The organism is Streptomyces sp. NPDC111802, assembly GCF_055634335.1.
Map to the genome: position 1 here is coordinate 35,594 of NZ_JBVKCZ010000028.1, position 18,882 is coordinate 54,475.

Sequence of the window (18,882 nt, forward strand, 5' to 3'; positions counted from 1 at the left end):
CAATACTGGTGGGAGCCAAGTCTCCCCGAGGCGGCACCCACGACCCCCGTCGCCGAGGTGGAGGCCGCGTGATCTGGACACACCTCTCCTCCGTTCTCCCGCTGAGCGCCGTGGTGTCGACCGCCTCGGCGGTCCGGAACGTGGCGCGGAGCCTGAACGCCCTCCCCGCCGTGCTGCCGGTGATCGGGCCGCTGGTACGGCCTCGTACGCCCGGCGTGTGGCCCACCTCCGGAGGCGTACAGATCGAGCTCAAGCGGCTGGGCCGGCCCGACACGATCTCCGCGACCCGCGGTCTGGAGACAGCACTGCGCCGGGTACCGGGAGTGAGCCGCGCCGAGGTGAACGGCACGCTGGGCTGTGTCTACGTCGGCTGCGGGCCGGAGACCGACCTGAAGAGCGTCGCGGGCATGGTCGCGGCGGCCGATGCCGCCGCGGAAGAGGGCGCGGGACGTGACGGCACCCCATCCGGGGAAGCGGCGACGCGGGGGGCACGGCGGTATGGGGGCGGGGCGCGGGGGGCGGGACGTGACGGGGGCGGGGCGCGAGGGGCGGGACGTGACGGGGGCGGGGCGCCGGGCCAGGAACACGACGGGGCCGGGGCGCGGGGCACGGGACATGACGAGGCCGAGGCGCACGGCCCGGAACACGACGAGGCCGGGCCGCGGGGCCAGGAACACGACGAGGCCGAGGCGCACGGCCCGGAACACGACGGGTCCGGGGCGCAGGGCCCGGAACACGACGCGGCCGGGGCGCAGGACGCAGGCGACGAGGCCTGGGCGCGGGGCGGGCACCGCGAAGGGGCCGGGGCACGGGGCCCCCACGACGCGGCCGAGGCGCGAGACCCGGGGCACGACGCGGCCAAGGCGCAGAGCCCGGGACACGACGAGGCTGAGGCGCAGGGCGCGCGCCGCGGCGGGGCCGGGGCGCGGGGTGTGGAACTCGACGAAGCCAAGGCGCGCGGCGCTGAAGACGACGGCCCCAAGGCGGCACCCGGGCCGGGACACGACGACCCACGCGGCACGGAACACGACGCGGCCAAGGCACAGAGCGCGCCCCGCGATGCGGTGAGGCGGCGGGGTGTATCGCGCGAGGGCGGGGGCGATCGTGGGCGACCCACGGTTGGTTACCCGGGGGCTCCGGGGGCGCAGGTCGGGGCGGCCGTGCGGCTCGGGACGGGGGTGCTGGCCGTGGGGGTCGCGGCGGTGGGCGACGCGCTGCGGCTGCGCGGACTGCACCCGCTGGTGTTGTCGACGATCCAGCTCGCGGAGTCCACCCCGCCGCTGCGCGAGGGCCTCGCCCGCCGGCTCGGCGAGACCGCCACGGAGCGCGTCTTCGGCGTGGCGAACCTGCTGGCGACGACGTTCAGCTTCCGGCCGCTCGGCGCCACGGTGAGCGCCGCGCTGGCCGCCGCCCGGTACGCGGAGGTGCGGTCACGGCGCACGGCGTGGGAGAGGTGGGCGGGCAGGCTGGCCGTGCACGAGGGAACGTACCGCCATGACGCGGTACCGGCCCACGAGCGCCCCGCGCCGCTGCCGCCGGGCCCGGGCGACCGGTACGCGAACTGGGCGGCGCCGGTGTCGCTCGCGGCGTACGGGCTGACCACGCTCGGCACGTTCAGCCATGACCGGGGGCTGGCCCTGCTGATCGCGGGAACGCCGCGTGGCCCCCGGTCAGGTCGCGAGGCGTTCGCCTCCTCGGTGGGCCGGGCCGTGTCCGACCGGGGTGCGCTGGTGCTGCGGCCGGAGGTGCTGCGGCGGCTGGACCGGATCGACACCGTGGTCCTCGACGCCCGGGTGCTGGCCGGCCGCGACTGGACGCTCGAGGGCGTCCTGCGCCTGCCAACGCCCGGTGCCCGTCCCGGTGTTCGCCCGGAAGCGCCCGAGTCCTCGCCCACCGACGGTCAGCCCCAGGGCATCCCGGAGAGCAGGAAACCCGAGGACGCTGCCGAGCGGAACGGCCGGGAGGTGCCCGGTGCGCAGAGCGGTGGTGCGGCGAACGGCGGGCCGGACAACGGACCGGACGACAGGCCGGGCAACGGACCGGACGACAGGCCGGGCAACGGACCGGACGACAGGCCGGGCAACGGACCGGACGACAGGCCGGGCAACGGACCGGGCAACAGACCGGGCAACGGGCCGGACGACAGGCCGGACACCGGGCCAGACGACGAGCCGGGCAACGGACCGGGCAACGGGCCAGGCACCGGCCCGGGCGACGACGAGATCCACGTCCGCATCCACGAGCTGATCGAGGCGGAAGGTGCGGCCAAGAAACGTCCCCGGCAGGGCGTCGGGGCCCCCGAGCCGCGGCCGCGGGGCGGGTGGGAGTTGCGGCCGTTCGGCGGCGCCGACGGCGTTGTGCTGGCCCCGGACGCGGCCGCGCAGGCCCGGCAGTGGGGCGAGCGAGGGGCTCGGGTCGTGCTCGTGCTGCGGCAGGGCACTCCGGTGGCCGTGGCCGCTCTGGTGCCCCAACTGCATCCGCTGGCCCACCACTTGGTGCGCGCGGCGCAGGAGTGCGGCCAGGTGCGGCTGGTGGGCGGTCCGCCCGGACTGCATCTCCGGTTCGGGCTGGAGGAGGCCGTACCCACCGGGCACCGGCGTACGGCCGCCCTGGTGCGGTCCCTGCAGGCGGAGGGGCACGGGGTCGCCGTGGTCTCGGCGCGGACCCGGCGTGCCCTGGTCCGCGCCGACCTGGGCCTCGGATCGATCTCCGACCCCCGGCACGTGCCCTGGGACGCCGATGTCGCCGCCCCGCCCGATGTCATCCATCTGCTGCTGACGGCCCTGCCGGAGGCCCGTCGGATCAGCCGGCTGTGCGCACGGCTGGAGGGCGTCGGTGCCGTGGCGGGCTCGGCGCTCGCGCTGCTGGTGCCCCGGCCGCGGGCCTGGGCGCGGGCCCGTCTGGTGGCCGACGGAGTGACGGTCGCCGGTGTCTCGGCGGGGTTCTGGGCCGGGTGGCGGCTGCACGGCCAGCCGGCCCCGGCCGCCACCGGCCACACGCCCTGGCACGCGATGGCGGTACGTCAGGTGATGGCCCGGCTCGGCACGTCGTCCCGGGGCCTGGACGAGGCCGAGGCCGCGCGGCGCCGCCAGTTCGAAGGAGGCGACCGCCACGACGGCGCCGTCACCCTGATCGGCCGGGTCGCCGAGGAACTGGCCAATCCGCTCACCCCCATCCTCGCGGTCGGCGGCGGTATCTCGGCGGCGCTCGGCTCCGTGCTGGACGCCGTGCTGATCGGCGGGGTGCTCGGGGTGGACGCGTTGGTCGGCGGGGTGCAGCGGCAGCAGGCCGACGATGCGGCGGAACGGCTCGTCGAGGCCACCTCGGTGCAGGTGCGGGTGCTGCGGCCCGGCCGGGCGGAGGCGGTCCAGACGGCCGGTGAGCACCTGGTGCCCGGCGACGTGATCGAGCTGCGGGCCGGGGACTCGGTGCCGGCGGACTGCCGGGTGGTGCGGGCCCAGGGCCTGGAGGTGGACGAGTCCAGCCTGACCGGCGAGTCGCTGCCCGTCACGAAGACCGCGGCGCCGACCTCGGCCCGGGCGGTCGCGGACCGCACCTCGATGCTCTACGAGGGCACGACGGTGGCGGCCGGTCACGCGCTCGGCGTGGTCGTCGCCACCGGCACCGCCACCGAAGCGGGCAGCGCGGGCGAGGTGGGCGCCGAGGACGGACCGCCGGAGAGCGGGGTGGAGCGGCGGCTGAAGGCGCTGGGCCGCTGGTTCCTGCCGCTGTCCGTCGGCGCGGGCGTGGCCCTGTTCGCCGTGGACATGCTGCGCGGACGGCCGTTGGGCGCCGCCCTCGGCTCGGCCGTCAGCCTGTGCGTGGCGGCCGTACCGGAGGGGCTGCCGTTCGTCGCCACGGTCGCGGAGCTGGCGGCGGCCCGCCGGCTGTCCACGCGCGACACCCTGGTCCGCAGCGCCTCCACCATCGAGGCACTGGGCCGTACCGACGTGCTGTGCTTCGACAAGACGGGCACGCTCACCGAGGGCCGGATCAGCCTTCAGCAGGTCTCCGACGGCGTGGAGCGCGGTGCGCCCGACCGGCTCACCCCGGCGCTGCGACGCATCGTCGCCACGGCCGCACTGGCCGGACCGCCGGGCGCGGCCGCGGACCTCACCCATCCCACCGACCGGGCGATCGCGGCCGGGGCCGAGCTGCTGGGCGCCGCCCCGGCCCGGGCCGCCGGGCTCGGTACGGACACCTGGGAGCGCCTCGCGGAGCTGCCGTTCGAGCCGGGGCGTGGCTTTCACGCCGTGCGGGGGCGGTCGGACGGCGAGGCGCGGATCGTCGTCAAGGGCGCGCCGGAGGTCGTACTGGCGCGCTGTGACCGCGTGCGCCGGGGGGACGCCACCGAGCCGTTCGACGAGGCGCTGCGCGCGGAGTCGGAGGCGGAGGTCGACCGGCTCGCCAGACGCGGTCTCAGGGTGCTCGCGGTCGCCGAGCGCGTACTGCCCGAGGGCGCGTCGCCGGAGGACACCGAGCTGGACGACGAGAGCGTCGACGGGCTGTGTCTGCTGGGTCTGCTGGGGCTCGCGGACCCGGTGCGGGCCACCGCCGCCGAGAGCGTGGACCGGCTGTCGCGGGCCGGGGTGCGCATCGTCATGGTCACCGGGGACCACCCGAGCACCGCCGCCGCGATCGCCCGGGAGCTGCGCCCCGAGGAGGAGCCGCGCCTGATGACGGGGGCGGAGCTGGACGCTCTCGACGACGCGGCGCTGGTCAGGACGCTGCCGGACATCACCGTGTTCGCGCGGACCACCCCGGCGCACAAGGTCAGGATCGTCAGCGCGCTGCGCTCGACCGGCCGGATCGTCGCGGTCACCGGCGACGGCGCCAACGACGCGCCCGCCATCCGGATCGCCGACGTCGGCATCGCCCTGGGCTCGCGGGCGACGCCGGCGGCCCGTGCCGCCGCCGACATGGTCGTCACCGACGACCGGATCGAGACCATCGTCGACGCGTTCGTCGAGGGGCGGGCCATGTGGGCCTCGGTGCGCAAGGCGCTGGGCGTCCTGCTCGGCGGCAACCTGGGGGAGATCGCGTTCACCCTGGCGACGACGCTGCTCACCGGGCGCAGTGCGCTGAACGCCCGCCAGCTGCTGCTGGTCAATCTGCTCACCGACATGCTGCCCGCCATGGCCATCGCGGCCCGGCCGCCCGCCGCCGACCGCGACCAGTTGCTCGCCGAGGGCCCGGAGGCCTCGCTCGGCGAGGCCCTGACCCGGCACATCCGGCTGCGTGCCACGGTCACCACGGTCGCGGCCGGCACCGCCTGGATCGCCGCCCGGGCGACCGGCACCCGGGCGCACGCCGACACCGTCGCCCTGGTCGCCCTGGTGACGTCCCAGTTGTTCCAGACGCTCCAGGACGCGGGCCGCGATCCGGTGGTCGCCGCCGCCGTGGTGGGCTCGCTGGTGGTGCTGGGCGTGGTCGTGACCGTGCCGGGGCTCAGCCACTTCTTCGGCAGCCGGCCGCTCGGGCCGATGGGCTGGACGATCGCGCTGGCGACGGCGGCGGGGCCGGTGCTGGTGCCCGCGGCGGCCAGGGGCGTCGTCGACACGCTGGGGAAAGTTCACCCGCAGGACACCCAGGCGCAGCCCGCCGGATGACATCGGGCCGGACAAAGGAGTCGTACCGTACGACGCACACGAAAGGCGGCTGATCATGCCGCACATCCTCAGCACGATCCTGACCCAGGTGGCGGTCGCCCTCCTCGAGGCCGTCCTGGTGCGCCTGGCCATCCAGCTCTGGAAGGCGTTCGCCACGAGCGGCGCTCCGGCGGCCGCCCGCGCCTGACCGGCTCCCGCGCGGCCTGAATGAATTGTCCGTTCAGGCCGGGTTTATCCGGTTGAGGCCATGGAAGGCGGCTGGGAGGACCCCCTACCCAAGCCTCCAGCAGGGGAGGACGGCGATGACTTCCCCAGAACCGCAGACCCAGCAAGCACAGCAGCCCGCCCCGACCGGGGCCGGGGACCAGGCCGAGCAGAAGCGGACCGGCGGCAAGGTGATGCACCTGCACACCGCACACCCCCGCGTCCCCATTCCCTACGTGACACCGGGCGACATGTTCTCGGGCGCACGCAAGGCGACATCGACGGCCGCGTCCACAGCCACGTCGACGGCCACCTCCCTGGTCCCCCCGCCTCGCCGGCTCGCCTTCTACGGCATCCTCGGGGGCATGACCGTCGCCGGAGCCATGGCCTGGCCGGTCGCGTTCGCCGTCGGTGCCGCCACCGAGGTGATCACGCGCGAGCAGTCCGCCCGCCATCGCCAGCAGCATGAACAGATGGAGCGGCAACCCGCCGAGGCCGAGCAGGGCCCGCCGTCCACGACCGAATGGGCGGACCCCGGGACGACCCGGCAGACGACGACAGGATGAGCCCGCCCGCTTCCTGAGCGTCACTGGGGCGCTGGTCCCCAGTGACGCTCAGCACTTACCGGCACGCTTTCCGGTAACCCCTTCAAGCCGCCCAAGCTAGCCGTCCGCAACTCAGGTGAGCAGGGAAAACGCGGCACGGCGTGCCTGATAGCCCGGCACCGGATGCCAATTTCTTCGTACAGGCGCTTTTTAGCCCGCCACCCTTTGATCGATCATCGATCAGCGAGTTACAGTCGCCGACGGGCCGCGCGGCGGGAGTCGCATGGTGTCACAGCACCGAGGCCTCCGCCCTGTCCTGCCAAAGACAAAGGGCACCCCCGAACCCTTGACGATGAGGGAACCCCCTTCGACTGAGGAAGGCGGCGACATGACCGACCCCAACGCCATCCAGCCGAGCGAGCTCGACCAGCTCCCGGACCGCGACCCCGAGGAGACCGCCGAATGGCAGGCCTCCCTGGACGCCGTCACCAAGGCGGCCGGGCCGCACCGTGCCGCGTACCTGATGCGCCGCACGCTGGAGCGTGCCGAGGGCAACGGCATCGCGCTGCCCAAGCTCCTCGAGACCGACTACGTCAACACCATCCCGACCTCCGCCGAGCCGTCCGTGCCCGGTGACGAGGCGATGGAGCGCCGGATCACCGCGTGGAACCGCTGGAACGCGGCCGCGATGGTGACCCGCGGCTCGAAACACGGCGTCGGCGGCCACATCGCCACCTTCGCCTCCGCGGCCTGGCTCTACGAGACCGGCTTCAACCACTTCTTCAAGGGCAAGGAGGCCGACGGCTCCGGCGACCAGCTCTACATCCAGGGCCACGCCTCCCCCGGCATCTACGCCCGTGCCTTCCTCGACGGCCGCCTGACCGAGCAGCACCTCGACAACTTCCGTCAGGAAGCCGGCGGCAACGGCCTCCCGTCGTACCCGCACCCCCGCCGCCTGCCCTGGCTGTGGGAGTTCCCGACGGTGTCCATGGGCCTCGGCCCGCTGTCGGCGATCTACCAGGCGCGCTTCAACCGCTACCTCACCGCCCGAGGCATCAAGGACGTCTCCCAGTCCCACGTCTGGGCGTTCCTCGGCGACGGCGAGATGGACGAGCCGGAGTCGACCGCCGCACTCGCGCTCGCCTCCCGCGAGGGCCTGGACAACCTGACCTTCGTCATCAACTGCAACCTGCAGCGCCTCGACGGTCCGGTCCGCGCCAACTTCAAGATCGTGCAGGAGCTGGAGGCCCAGTTCCGCGGCGCCGGCTGGAACGTCGTCAAGTCGCTGTGGGGCACGGCGTGGGACGAGCTGTTCCAGCTCGACACCACCGGCGCGCTCGTACGCCGCCTGCGCGAGGTACCCGACGCGCAGGTGCAGACGTACCAGACCCGCGACGCCGCCTACATCCGCGAGGACTTCTTCGGCAAGGACCCGGTGCTCGCCGAGATGGCGAAGCTGCTGAGCGACGACAAGATCCTCGAGTGCTTCCACCTCTCCCGCGGTGGCCATGAGGCCCGCAAGGTGTACGCGGCCTACAAGGCGGCGCTGGACCACAAGGGCGCGCCGACGGTGATCCTGGCCCAGACGGTCAAGGGCTTCACGCTCGGCGAGGGCTTCGCGTCGAAGAACGCCAACCACCAGATGAAGAAGCTGACGGTGGACGAGTTCAAGAACATGCGTGACCTGCTGGAGCTGCCGATCTCCGACGCGCAGTTCGTCGACGGGGTCGTCCCCTACGGCCACCCCGGCGCCGACTCCCCCGAGGTCCGCTACCTCCAGGAGCGCCGCGCGGCCCTCGGCGGCCCGGCCCCGGCCCGTCGCGTGCACCCGGTGGCGCCGCTGCCCGCCCCCGCCGAGAAGGCGTTCGCCTCCTTCGACAAGGGCTCCGGCTCCCAGAACGTGGCCACCACCATGGCCTTCGTCCGCCTGATCAAGGACCTGGTCCGCGACAAGGAGTCGGGCAAGCGCTGGGTGCCGATCGTCCCGGACGAGGCGCGCACCTTCGGCATGGAGTCGCTGTTCCCGTCCCTCGGGATCTACTCCCCCAAGGGCCAGACGTACGAGCCGGTCGACCGGGACCAGCTGATGTACTACAAGGAGGCCAAGAACGGCCAGATCCTCAACGAGGGGATCACCGAGGCCGGTTCGATGGCCGACTTCATCGCCGCTTCCACCGCGTACTCCACGCACGGTGAGGCGATGATCCCGTTCTACATCTTCTACTCGATGTTCGGCTGGCAGCGCACGGCCGACCAGATGTGGCAGCTCGGCGACCAGCTCGGCCGCGGCTTCCTCGTCGGCGCGACGGCCGGCCGTACGACGCTGACGGGCGAGGGCCTGCAGCACGCCGACGGTCACTCGCCGGTGATCGCGGCGACGAACCCCGCGGCACTGACGTACGACCCGGCGTTCGCGTACGAGGTCGCGGCGATCGTCAAGGACGGCCTGCGGCGCATGTACGGCGAGGCGGCGCCGGGCGAGGACCCGAACGTCTTCTACTACCTCACCGTCTACAACGAGCCGCTCCCGCAGCCCGCGAAGCCGGCGGTGAACGGGATCGACCAGGGCATCGTCAAGGGCCTGTACCGCTTCAACACGGCGGAGTCGGCGGGCCTGTCCCCGGTCGCGAACGCCCCGCGCATCCAGCTGCTCGGCTCCGGCACGGCGATCCACTGGACCCTTCAGGCGCAGAAGCTGCTCGCCGAGGAGTGGGGCGTGGCGGCCGACGTCTGGTCGGCGACGTCCTGGACGGAGCTGCGCCGGGACGCCCTGGAGGCGGACGCGGCGCTGCTCCGCGGCGAGGAGCGGGTCCCCTACGTCCGGCAGGCACTGTACGGGGCCGAGGGCCCGGTGCTGGCGGTCTCCGACTACATGCGCCAGGTCCCGGACCAGATCGCGCAGTGGGTCGAGCAGGACTACTCCTCCCTGGGCGCCGACGGCTTCGGCCTCTCCGACACCCGCGAGGCGGCCCGCCGCCACTTCGGCGTCGACGCCCAGTCCATCGTCGTGGCGGCCCTGGCCCAGCTCGCGAAGCGGGGCGAGGTCAAGGCGACGGCGGTGAAGGAAGCCCGGGAGAAGTACGGCCTGTAGAAGCCGGCGCTCGATGAAGGGGTACGGCGGCTGCCGTACCCCTTCGTTGTCAGTGGCCCCCGGCATCATGGCGGTATGCGCGCTGCCCGGCTGATCAAGATGGTGCTGTTGCTCCAGTCCCGGCCCTCCATGACCGCTGCCGAGCTGGCGCGCGAGCTGGAGGTGTCCGAGCGGACCGTGACGCGGGACGCGCAGGCGTTGTCGGAGGCGGGGGTTCCGGTGTACGCGGACCGGGGGCGGGCCGGTGGGTACCGGCTCATCGGGGGGTATCGGACCAGGTTGACCGGGCTCGGGCGGAGCGAGGCCGAGGCGTTGTTCCTCAGCGGTGTTCCGGGCGCGCTGCGGGAGATGGGCCTGGAGGACGCCGCCTCCGCCGCCCGGCTGAAGGTGTCGGCGGCCCTCATGCCCTCCCTGCGCGACGCCTCCCGTTCCGCCGCCCAGCGGTTCCATCTGGACGCCCCGAACTGGTTCAGGGAACCGAAGACCCCCGAGCTGCTGCCGGCCGTCGCGGACGCGGTCTGGGACGACCGGCGGATCGTGGCGCGCTACCGGCGCGGGGAGGGCGAGGTCGAGCGGGAGCTGGAGCCGTACGGGCTCGTGTTGAAGGCGGGGGTCTGGTACGTGGCGGCCCGGGTCGCGGGGCACGGGTCGTACCGGGTGTACCGGATCGACCGGTTCACCGCCGTGGACACCGGTGACGAGCGGTTCGAACGGGACGAGGAGTTCGATCTGCCGGGCTTCTGGGAGGAGCGGGCCGAGCAGTTCGCGCGGTCCATTCTGCGGGCCGAGGTCGTGGCGCGGGTGTCCCCGGGCGGGGTGCGCAGACTGCCGTACAGCGTCGATCCGCAGTCCGCGCGGGAGGCGCTGGAGACGGCGGGCGCCCCGGACGAGGAGGGTTGGGTGACGCTGACGCTCCCGGTGGAGTCCTGGGAGGTCGCCCACACCCAGCTGTCGGCGCTCGGGCCGGAGGTGGAGGTGCTGGCGCCGCGGGAGCTCAGGGAGCGGTTCGCCGACGATGCGATACGGCTGGCCGCGCTGTATCGCGGCTGAGGCGCCCATAACAATCCGCCACACTCCACGTGCGTCCCGCCCGCCCAGGGCCGATGCTGGACCCGTGATGGACGAGACCGAGTTCTGGGAGCTGGTGGACGGCACCCGTGAAGACGCCGACGGTGACCCCGAGGAGCAGGCCGACCTGCTGGTGGACCGGCTTCTCCAACTGGACCCCGACGCGGTGCTCGACTTCGCCCGTCACTTCGAGGCCCGCTACAACCGCGCGTACACCTGGGACCTGTGGGGTGCCGCCTGGGTCCTGCTGGACGGGGCCAGCGACGACGCGTTCGACTTCTTCCGGTGCTGGCTGATCGGACAGGGCCGCGAGGTGTACGAGGGCGGGGTGCACGACCCCGACTCGCTGGCCGATCTGCTGGACGACTTCGACGAGGAGTTCGACGGCGACGCCGAGGAGCTCGGCTACGCCGCGGACGAGGCCTACGAACAGCTCACCGGCACGGTCGCCCCCGACCTCGGCATCCCGCCCGCGCCCCCGGAACCGGAGGGCACGCCGGTCGACTTCGAGAACGAACGGGCGCTGGCGGACCGCTTCCCCCGGCTGTGGGAGCGATTCAAGGACTGAGCCTCGCGCAGGGCCGGGCAGGGCAGGGCCGGGTGTCAGGCCACGACCCGCCTGCGGCCCGGGTCCGACGGGATGTACGCCTGCGTCTGCTCGGCCTTCACCGCGTGGTGCATCGGCGCCTTGTTGGCCTGGTCCAGCGCGGAGGCCGTGACGGCGGCCGGTCCGAGGCTGAGCGTCGGTCGAGCGGTGACGGAGGCCATGACCCGGGTCTGGTGACCGACGTCACCGGGCGGGCTGGGAAGGTTCACGCATCGGTCTCTTGACCTGTTGCGTGATCTCCGGCTTACGGTGGCCGCCCCGAACAGGAGCATCCAGCCCATGACCAGCCCGTACGTACGGGAGATCACACGCGAGGACCACCTGGCCCATCTGCGGCTGTACCCCGACGCGAGCCATCTCCAGATTCCCGAGTGGGGCGATGTGAAGCCCGACTGGCGGTCGGAGAGCGTCGGCTGGTTCGAGGACGGGCCCGCCGGTGAGGTCCTGATCGCGTCCGCGCTGGTTCTGTACCGCCCGCTGCCCGGCACCCGGCGCTGCCTCGCCTACCTTCCCGACGGGCCGGGGATCGACTGGCGGGCGCCGCGGGTGGACCGCTGGCTGGACGCCCTCGTCGCCCATGTGGAGCGGCGCGGAGCGTTCTCGGTGCGGATCGGGCCGCCCCTGGTCGTACGGCACTGGGAGGCGGACACGGTCGCGGCGGGCGTCGCCGACCCCGACGTACGCAATCTGCACGATCTGCCCGCCGACGGCCTCGACGGACATGCGCTGGACGTCGCGGAGCGGCTGGGGCGGCTCGGGTGGCGGCGGTGCGCGGAGGGCAACGGCAGCGGTTTCGGCCTCGGTCAGCCGCGCTACGGCTGCCAGGTGCCGCTGGCGGGGCGCTCGATGGACGAGTTGCGCGACGCCCTCGCACCACGCTGGGAGCAGTCCCTGCGCACCGCGGAGCGAGCGGGCGTGCAGGTGTCCTGGGCCACGGCCACCGATCTGCCGGAGTTCTACCGCCTGTACACCGCGACCGCCGAACGCGACGGGTTCCGAGCCCGCCCGCTGAGCTACTTCCAGCGCATGTGGGCGGCCCTGAACGCCATGGACGACGACCGGCTCCGGCTCTACGTCGCCGAGTACGACGGCGAGGTGCTCTCCGCCGCGCTCATGATCAGCGTCGGCTCCCGGGTCTGGCACTCGTACGCCGCGTCCGGCCGCCGGGGGCGGGAACTACGGCCCAGCAGCGCGCTGTTGTGGCGGATGCTGGGCGACGCCCGACAGTCGGGAGCGCGCACATACGACCTGCGCTCCATCACCCCGACCCTGACCGAGGACCGTCTGCTCGGACGCCTCCTGTTCAAGACCGGGGCGGGCGGCAGGGCGGTGGAGTACCTCGGGGAGTGGGAGCGACCGGTGGGCAGCCAGGGGAAGGCGCTTCAGCGGGCGGTGGGGGTTTATCTGGGGCGGAGGTGAGGCGCGAAGGCGGGGGCTGAACCGGGCTGGGCTGGGCTGGACTGGACGCATGCACATGGCCTGCCCTGGTGGCGGGCGGTGGTCTCCCTGGTCTCCGGGAGACGGGGCGGTGAGACGTCTACCTGCGGGGCAGGCGAGGCGCTCAAGGCCTGGCCAGAGACGGACCGCTCTCCCTGAGCACCGGAGGCAGAGGCGGGCCGGTGAGAGGTCTGTCTGAGGGCGCAGGCAGCGCGTTTCAGGACCTCCCCCGACGCGAGGCGCTCAGGACCCGCTCAGGGCCTCCCCTGTAGACGGGCCGCCGTCTCCCTGATCGCCGGGATGCGGGCGCTGAGGGCCTCGCCCGGGCAGCTGGTCATGTAGCCCACGTCGTGGCCGGCGACGGCGGGGAGCCTGGCGCTGGTGCCGGCGGAGTAGCGGCTCTCGCTGTTGCTGGAGGTCAGGCGGACCGTCGCGCGGGGGTCCGTGCCGGAGAGCCCCAGCTTCCACGCGGCGATCGCGGCGATCGCGTCGGTCATCGCCTTGGGCACGGGTACGCCGGCCGTGAAGGTGCCGAGCGCCGCGATGCCCGTGGTGCGGTGGTTGAAGCCCTGGGTGTGGGCGCCGGTGACGGCTCGGTCGATGCCGCCCGCGCGGCCCTCGTAGATGGTGCCGCAGCGGTCGACGAGGAAGTTGTAGCCGATGTCGTCCCAGTCGCGGGAGCCGGTCTGGCCCGTGTACACGTCCCGGATGATGCGCGGCACGTCGGCGCAGTCGTACCCGTTCGGCGAGTCGGTGTGATGCACGAACACGGCGACGACCTTGTCGTCGTAGCGCGGGGGCGGCTGTGCCCGACGGGCGTCGTCGTTCAGCCAGGCCGTCCTCGGCACGATGTGCGGCCGGGCCGCCTGATACGCCCCCGCATGCCTAGCCGCGACAGGCCGCTCGGCCACGTCCGCGCTCTGCTCGACTCCCCGCGCACAGAGCACCAGCGCGAGAAGGGCGGCGAGCCCCGGAAGGGAGGCGAGCACCACGAGCGGCCCGACGGGGACGCGGTCCCCGGGGCGGGGCCGCAACCAGATCCGGCCTTGCTGCCGGAGGTGCCGCTGCAACCAGGTCCGGGGCCGCTGCCCACTCCGATTTCGCTGCCGGACGTACCGCTGCGCCCCGGCTCGGCCCTGGCCCTTGGCCCCGAGCTGTCGCCGGAGCCGGTCATCGCGCTCGTACGGTGGCCGCCGCCGGATTCGGGACTGCTGCTGGGCAGGGGGTGACTGCGGGGCCCCGGCCGGTCGCCGGACCGGCTCGCGTCGCTCGACTCGCAGCCGCGACCGGATCCGGGACTTGCGCCGGGCGTGGGATTTCCGCTGATCACCGGCTGGCTGCTGGGCCCCGGCCGACCGCCGGACCGCATCCTGCCGCTCGACTCGAAGCCGCCGCCGGGTTCGGGACCTGCGCGGGTCGAGCGGGGGTTGCTGGGGACCAGCGGACCGCCGGATCGGGTCCTGCGCCTCGACGTGGGAGGGCTGCTGGACAGGGGGTGACCGCAGGACATCGGGCGGCTGCTGGGCCCGGGACGCCTGACGGGCATCAGACGCCCGCTGGGCACGAGACGGCCGATCCGGTCGGGCCTGCGGCGCTTGCGAGGCCGGCGGTTGCTGTTCCTCGGCCTGTGGCGCTCGCAAGGCCGGCCGTTGCTGCTCCTCGACCTGCCGCACGCCCGCCCCGCGCGCCGCAACCTCTACGCGCCCCGCTCCAGCCCCGCGCGCCCCCTCAGCCCGTGTGGCCTGAATCTGCGCACCCCACCCCACCGCCCACATCCGCGCAGCCCACGGTATTCGTACGGCACGAGGTCTTCGTCTCCCCCGTGTTGGCCGGAAGACCCTTCGGGTGACCCGTCGGAAGACACGCATGGTCCTACTGTCCGACGGATCCGGTCCGCCCGCGATGTGTGGTGTGACGCGCAGTGGAACCATCGTCCCGGTCCAGGACGTTTCTCCTGGTGCACGCAGCGTGGCCGGTTCCCGGCGACGTGGGCGTGTGTGCTGATCAACGGGCGCCTCGCGCGCGTACTAAGGGGTCCGAGAGAAAGGCGGCTCAGTGGACCTGCTCGACATCCTGCTGTTGCTGGTGATCCTGGCCTACGCGGCGTCCGGCTACCGCCGAGGACTGGTCGCCGGCTGCGTCTCGCTCGCCGGCTTCGTGGGCGGCGCGGTGATCGGCGTATGGATCCTGCCGTGGATGATGGACCTGGTCACGCCGGGGACGACGCAGGCGACGGTGACGGCGGTGCTCACCGTGCTGGTCCCGGCCGTGGTGGTGCACGAGCTGGCGGGGCGGCTCGCGCTGCGGCTGCGCCGGGAGCTGGACCGCGGGCCGCTCAGGGCGGCCGACGGGATCGGCGGGGCCGTGGCCAACTCGGTGGCCGTGCTGATCGTGGCCTGGGTGGCGGCCAGCGTCCTCGCCGCGTCCTCCTCCCCGGTGCTCACCGCGGCGATCCGGGACTCCCGGCTCCTCGGCACCGTGCAGGACGCCATGCCGGACACCACCCCGGCCTGGTTCGCACGCGCCACCTCCGCGCTCACCGAAGCGGGCTTCCCGCAGGTCTTCAACCCGTTCGAGAACGAGTCCACCGCCGAGGTCGCCAAACCCTCCGGCGACAGCGTCACGGCGGCCGCGACCAACGCCGCCAAGCTCAGCACCGTCAAGATCGAGGGCGCCTCGGGCACCCAGGGCCGCGAGGGCAGCGGCTTCGTCTACGCCCCGGAGCACGTGATGACCAACGCCCACGTGGTGGCCGGCATCGACGACCCCGGCGTCCGGGTCGGCGGCGTCGGACGGTCGTACGAGTCACGGGTGGTGCTCTTCGACCCGGCCAGGGACGTCGCCGTGCTGTACGTCCCCGAGCTGCGCGCCCCCGTCCTGCGGTTCGACGACGACGCCACCCGCGGCGACTCGGCGGTCGTGGCGGGCTACCCGGAGGACGGCGACCTGAACCTCCAGGCGGCGACGGTCGCGAACCGCGTACGGGCGACGGGCCAGAACATCTACAACGACGACACCGTCACCCGCGAGATCTACTCGATCCGCTCCACCGTCCGCCCCGGCAACTCCGGCGGCCCGCTGCTGACCACCGACGGCAAGGTGTTCGGCGTCGTCTTCGCCCGCTCCACCTCCGACGACGAGACCGGCTACGTCCTGACGGCGGCCGAGGTCGCCGCCGACGCCAGACGTGCCGCGGCCTCGACGGCCGCCGTGGACACCGGGGATCTCGTCACCTCGTGATTCAGAGCTGCCGCCCCATGAAGACGTCATCCACGAACTGACCGTCCAGGAAGAACTCCTCCGGCAGCACCCCCTCCACCGCGAACCCCTCAGCCTCGTACAGCTTGCGGGCCGGTGTGTTGTGCCCGAGGACGCGCAGGGTCAGACGGCGCGCTCCCCTGCGACGGGCCTCCTCGACGACCGCTCGGATCAGCGCCCGGCCGACGCCCCGTCCCCGGGCCTCGTCGGCGACCGCGAGCCCCTGGATCTGCCGGACATGCGCGTTGGAGGCGAGCGGGGTGGGAAAGCCCAGCCGGACATAGCCGACGATACGACGGTCGAGCTCGGCGACGAGATGGTCCCCGGGGGCGTGACGCTCGTCGAAGAACGGGGCGTAGGGCGGCTGCGGGGGCGGCGTCACCGCGTGCAGAGGCGACCACGTGCCGCGGTCGAGGAGGGACAGTTCCTCGTCGTCGTCGGGCAGGGCGATGCGTATGTTCGGCGGCTGGTGCGGTGCGGGCATGAGCGCCACCCTACGTCCGGGGGAAGGGATGCCAACCGGGGTTTTATCTGGTCACGGGCAGGATGGATTTCATGGAACATTCAAGAATCGTGGTGGCCGGGGCCTCCGGCCTCATCGGTGGCGCCCTGGTGCGGTCCCTGACCGCCGACGGGCATGAAGTGGTGCGTCTGGTGCGCCGCGCGCCGAGGTCCAGGGACGAGGTGCGGTGGGACCCGGAGGGCGGGGCCGTGGACGCGGCGGGGCTCGCCGGGTGCGACGCGGTGGTCAATCTGGCGGGGGCGAACGTGGGTTCGCGCCGCTGGACGGAGGAGTACAAGGCGAAGCTGCGGAGCGGCCGGGTGCTGGGCACGGCGGCGCTCGCCGAGGCCATGGCGTCGCTGGAGCCCGATCAGCGACCGCGGGTCTTCGTCAGCGGCAGCGCGATCGGCTACTACGGCGAGACCGGCGAGCGGGCCGTCGACGAGAGCGCCCCGGCCGGGGAGGGCTTCCTGCCCTCGCTGGTCGTCGAGTGGGAGGGCGCGGCGGCGCCCGCGCGCGAGGCGGGCGTGCGGACGGTGTTCCCGCGCACGGGACTGGTGGTGGCCCGCCACGGCGGGGCCTGGGGGCGGCTGTTCCCGCTGTTCAAGGCGGGCCTCGGCGGACGGCTGGGGGACGGACGGCAGTACTGGTCCTTCGTCTCGCTGCATGACGAGGTGGCCGCCATCCGGCATCTGATCGACCGGGACGACCTGTCGGGCCCGTTCAATGTGACAGCCCCGCAACCGCTGACGAACCGTGAGATCACCGAGGCGATGGGCCGGGTACTGCACCGGCCGACGCTGTTCCAGGTTCCCGCGCCGGTGCTGCGGACGGTGCTCGGCGAGATGGCCGGGGACGTCCTCGGCAGCCAACGGGTGCTGCCCGCGCGCCTGTTGGAGTCCGGGTTCGTCTTCGCGTTCCCGGAGATCGAGGGGGCGATCCGGGCGGTCGCCCGGTAATCACCAACCGAGGACGGGAGTCCGTATGCGACCGCTGTGCGACCGTGCACTGTCGATGCGCGACTGTTCCTGACCGATCACGGCCCTAACCTCGTCCCGAACTCGGGTATCCCCGGAGCCTGTTGGGGGCATGACGTCTCCACCGGCCGCGCAACCTCGAGGAGGGGCACGTGCTTGAGCCCGCGTACCAGGCGGACGTCGTCATCGTGGGAGCCGGGGTCGCCGGACTCTCCGCGGCGCATCGACTGACCAGCGCAGGAGTAAGGACCGCAGTTCTGGAGGCCGCCCCTTACCCGGGCGGCCGTATGTCGACCGAGAAGGTCGACGGGTTCCGGCTCGACCGGATCGGGCAACTCCTGACGATGCCCGCGATGGCACATCCCGACCTACGCCTGACACCAGGCCTCGACAACCTGGCGTTGCGCCCCTTCGCGCCAGGGGTCCTGCTGCACAGCGACGGACGCCGGCAACGCGCGGGAGCGGTGCCGAGCGCGATGGGGGCCAGGCGCGCGAGGGGCGCATTGCATGCGGTGCGCGCCCTGGCGAGCGCCCCTCGGACCACCTCCGTGCGGGGCGTTCCGGGGCAGGTCCCCAGGGTCCGCGCGGGCGCTCCGCTGGGCACCGCCGTGGACCAGGCCCGGCTCGGCGCCGCGCTCGCCCGCTTCGCCTCCTCCCCCGTCGAACGGCTGCTGGCCCGGCCGGAGTTGCCGGCCGCCCAGGCCCTCGCGGCGCGCGGGCTTCCCGCGCGCACGATCGACGGTTTCCTGCGGCCGCTGCTGGCCGCGCTGCTGTGCGACCCGGAGCTGACGACGTCCAGCCGATGCGCGGATCTCGCGCTGCGCGCCTTCGCCGGCGGGCGGCTGTGCGTGCCCGAGGGCGGCGCCGAGGCGCTGCCGGAGCTGCTCGCGCGGGCGCTGCCACCGGGGACCGTGCACACCGGGGTGCGGGTCACATCGGTGGCCACGACGTCCGTGACCACCGCGGAGCACGGCGAGATACGCTGCCGGGCCGTCCTGGTGGCGACGGACGCGCGGACCGCCGCCGAGCTGCTGCCGGGGCTGCGCGTGCCGGACTTCCACCCGGTGACGGTCCTCCACCACACCACCGACGAACCCCCGACGACCGGCGCCTCCCTCCTGCTCGACGCCGACCGGAGCGGCCCGGTCGCACACACAGCGGTGATCAGCCAGGTCGACCCGAGCCGCGCCCCGGCGGGCCGTGCCCTGATCTCCTCGACGGTCCTGGGCACGCCGCCGCCCGACATCGACACGGCCGTACGGATGCACCTGTCCCGCCTCTACGGCACCTCCACGGCCCGCTGGGAGACGCTCGCCGTGCAGCACACCCCGGAGGCTGTCCCGGCGATGCGCCCACCACACGACCTGCGCCGCCCGGTGCGCCTCCTGGCCGGCCTGTACGTCTGCGGCGACCACCGCGACACCAGCACGGTTCAGGGCGCCCTGCACTCGGCCCACCGGGCCACGGCGGCGATCCTGACGGACCTGGGGTCGGCGGGCTCGCTGCACCGGGCGGAGCCGTTACGAGCGGCGGCATGAAATACGCGGTGTCCCCGCGCCCCCGAGGGGCGCGGGGTCGGCGAGC

Annotated in this window: 15 protein-coding genes; 12 read left to right on the forward strand and 3 right to left on the reverse strand. The window is 73.6% G+C overall.

Features of this window, described 5'->3' with window-relative positions; all coding sequences use genetic code 11:
- The first annotated feature begins 68 nt into the window (after positions 1–68).
- From ACZ7NC_RS28265 to ACZ7NC_RS28290, 6 genes are all read left to right on the forward strand, one after another.
- Entirely contained in the window at positions 69–5,609 is a 5,541-nt protein-coding gene (locus ACZ7NC_RS28265) for an HAD-IC family P-type ATPase (protein ID WP_471492290.1), read from the forward strand.
- 55 nt (positions 5,610–5,664) lie between these two features.
- A complete protein-coding gene (locus ACZ7NC_RS28270; protein WP_471492291.1) occupies positions 5,665–5,796 on the forward strand; it encodes a hypothetical protein in 132 nt (43 codons plus the stop codon).
- Between the two features lie 115 nt (positions 5,797–5,911).
- Entirely contained in the window at positions 5,912–6,379 is a 468-nt protein-coding gene (locus ACZ7NC_RS28275; protein ID WP_471492292.1) for a hypothetical protein, read from the forward strand.
- A gap of 367 nt (positions 6,380–6,746) precedes the next feature.
- Complete coding sequence (gene aceE, locus ACZ7NC_RS28280; protein ID WP_471492293.1) at positions 6,747–9,449, forward strand: pyruvate dehydrogenase (acetyl-transferring), homodimeric type; 2,703 nt, start codon at positions 6,747–6,749, stop codon at positions 9,447–9,449.
- Between the two features lie 75 nt (positions 9,450–9,524).
- Positions 9,525–10,499, forward strand: a complete 975-nt coding sequence (locus ACZ7NC_RS28285) for a helix-turn-helix transcriptional regulator (RefSeq protein ID WP_471492294.1) — start codon at positions 9,525–9,527, stop codon at positions 10,497–10,499.
- Between the two features lie 67 nt (positions 10,500–10,566).
- Entirely contained in the window at positions 10,567–11,085 is a 519-nt protein-coding gene (locus ACZ7NC_RS28290; RefSeq protein ID WP_471492377.1) for a DUF4240 domain-containing protein, read from the forward strand.
- 35 nt (positions 11,086–11,120) lie between these two features.
- Here ACZ7NC_RS28290 and ACZ7NC_RS28295 read toward each other — a convergent pair whose 3' ends face one another.
- The gene (locus tag ACZ7NC_RS28295) at positions 11,121–11,333 is read right to left on the reverse strand and encodes a hypothetical protein (protein WP_471492380.1); all 213 of its coding nucleotides are present in this window, start codon (positions 11,331–11,333) and stop codon (positions 11,121–11,123) included.
- 70 nt (positions 11,334–11,403) lie between these two features.
- Between ACZ7NC_RS28295 and ACZ7NC_RS28300 the strand changes: the two genes are divergently transcribed.
- Positions 11,404–12,543, forward strand: a complete 1,140-nt coding sequence (locus ACZ7NC_RS28300; protein WP_471492295.1) for a lipid II:glycine glycyltransferase FemX — start codon at positions 11,404–11,406, stop codon at positions 12,541–12,543.
- 272 nt (positions 12,544–12,815) lie between these two features.
- On the opposite strand, the gene ACZ7NC_RS28305 is transcribed toward ACZ7NC_RS28300, so the two are convergent.
- The gene (locus ACZ7NC_RS28305) at positions 12,816–13,553 is read right to left on the reverse strand and encodes a peptidoglycan recognition protein family protein (protein ID WP_471492378.1); all 738 of its coding nucleotides are present in this window, start codon (positions 13,551–13,553) and stop codon (positions 12,816–12,818) included.
- Here ACZ7NC_RS28305 and ACZ7NC_RS28310 point away from each other — a divergent pair.
- The 3 genes from ACZ7NC_RS28310 (at position 13,443) to ACZ7NC_RS28320 (ending at position 15,801) form a co-directional block, all read left to right on the forward strand.
- Positions 13,443–13,790 carry a hypothetical protein gene (locus tag ACZ7NC_RS28310; RefSeq protein WP_471492381.1) on the forward strand — a complete coding sequence of 116 codons (348 nt, stop codon included), beginning with the start codon at positions 13,443–13,445 and terminating at the stop codon, positions 13,788–13,790. The genes ACZ7NC_RS28305 and ACZ7NC_RS28310 overlap by 111 nt on opposite strands.
- A gap of 81 nt (positions 13,791–13,871) precedes the next feature.
- A complete protein-coding gene (locus ACZ7NC_RS28315; protein ID WP_471492296.1) occupies positions 13,872–14,060 on the forward strand; it encodes a hypothetical protein in 189 nt (62 codons plus the stop codon).
- Between the two features lie 556 nt (positions 14,061–14,616).
- Positions 14,617–15,801: a MarP family serine protease gene (locus tag ACZ7NC_RS28320; RefSeq protein WP_471492297.1), complete on the forward strand. Its 1,185-nt coding sequence runs from the start codon at positions 14,617–14,619 to the stop codon at positions 15,799–15,801.
- Between the two features lies 1 nt (position 15,802).
- Here ACZ7NC_RS28320 and ACZ7NC_RS28325 read toward each other — a convergent pair whose 3' ends face one another.
- Positions 15,803–16,303 carry a GNAT family N-acetyltransferase gene (locus tag ACZ7NC_RS28325; RefSeq protein WP_471492298.1) on the reverse strand — a complete coding sequence of 167 codons (501 nt, stop codon included), beginning with the start codon at positions 16,301–16,303 and terminating at the stop codon, positions 15,803–15,805.
- A gap of 71 nt (positions 16,304–16,374) precedes the next feature.
- Between ACZ7NC_RS28325 and ACZ7NC_RS28330 the strand changes: the two genes are divergently transcribed.
- Both ACZ7NC_RS28330 and ACZ7NC_RS28335 read left to right on the forward strand, forming a co-directional pair.
- Positions 16,375–17,280 carry a TIGR01777 family oxidoreductase gene (locus ACZ7NC_RS28330; RefSeq protein ID WP_471492299.1) on the forward strand — a complete coding sequence of 302 codons (906 nt, stop codon included), beginning with the start codon at positions 16,375–16,377 and terminating at the stop codon, positions 17,278–17,280.
- Between the two features lie 170 nt (positions 17,281–17,450).
- A complete protein-coding gene (locus tag ACZ7NC_RS28335) occupies positions 17,451–18,836 on the forward strand; it encodes an NAD(P)/FAD-dependent oxidoreductase (RefSeq protein ID WP_471492300.1) in 1,386 nt (461 codons plus the stop codon).
- Positions 18,837–18,882: the final 46 nt, after the last annotated feature.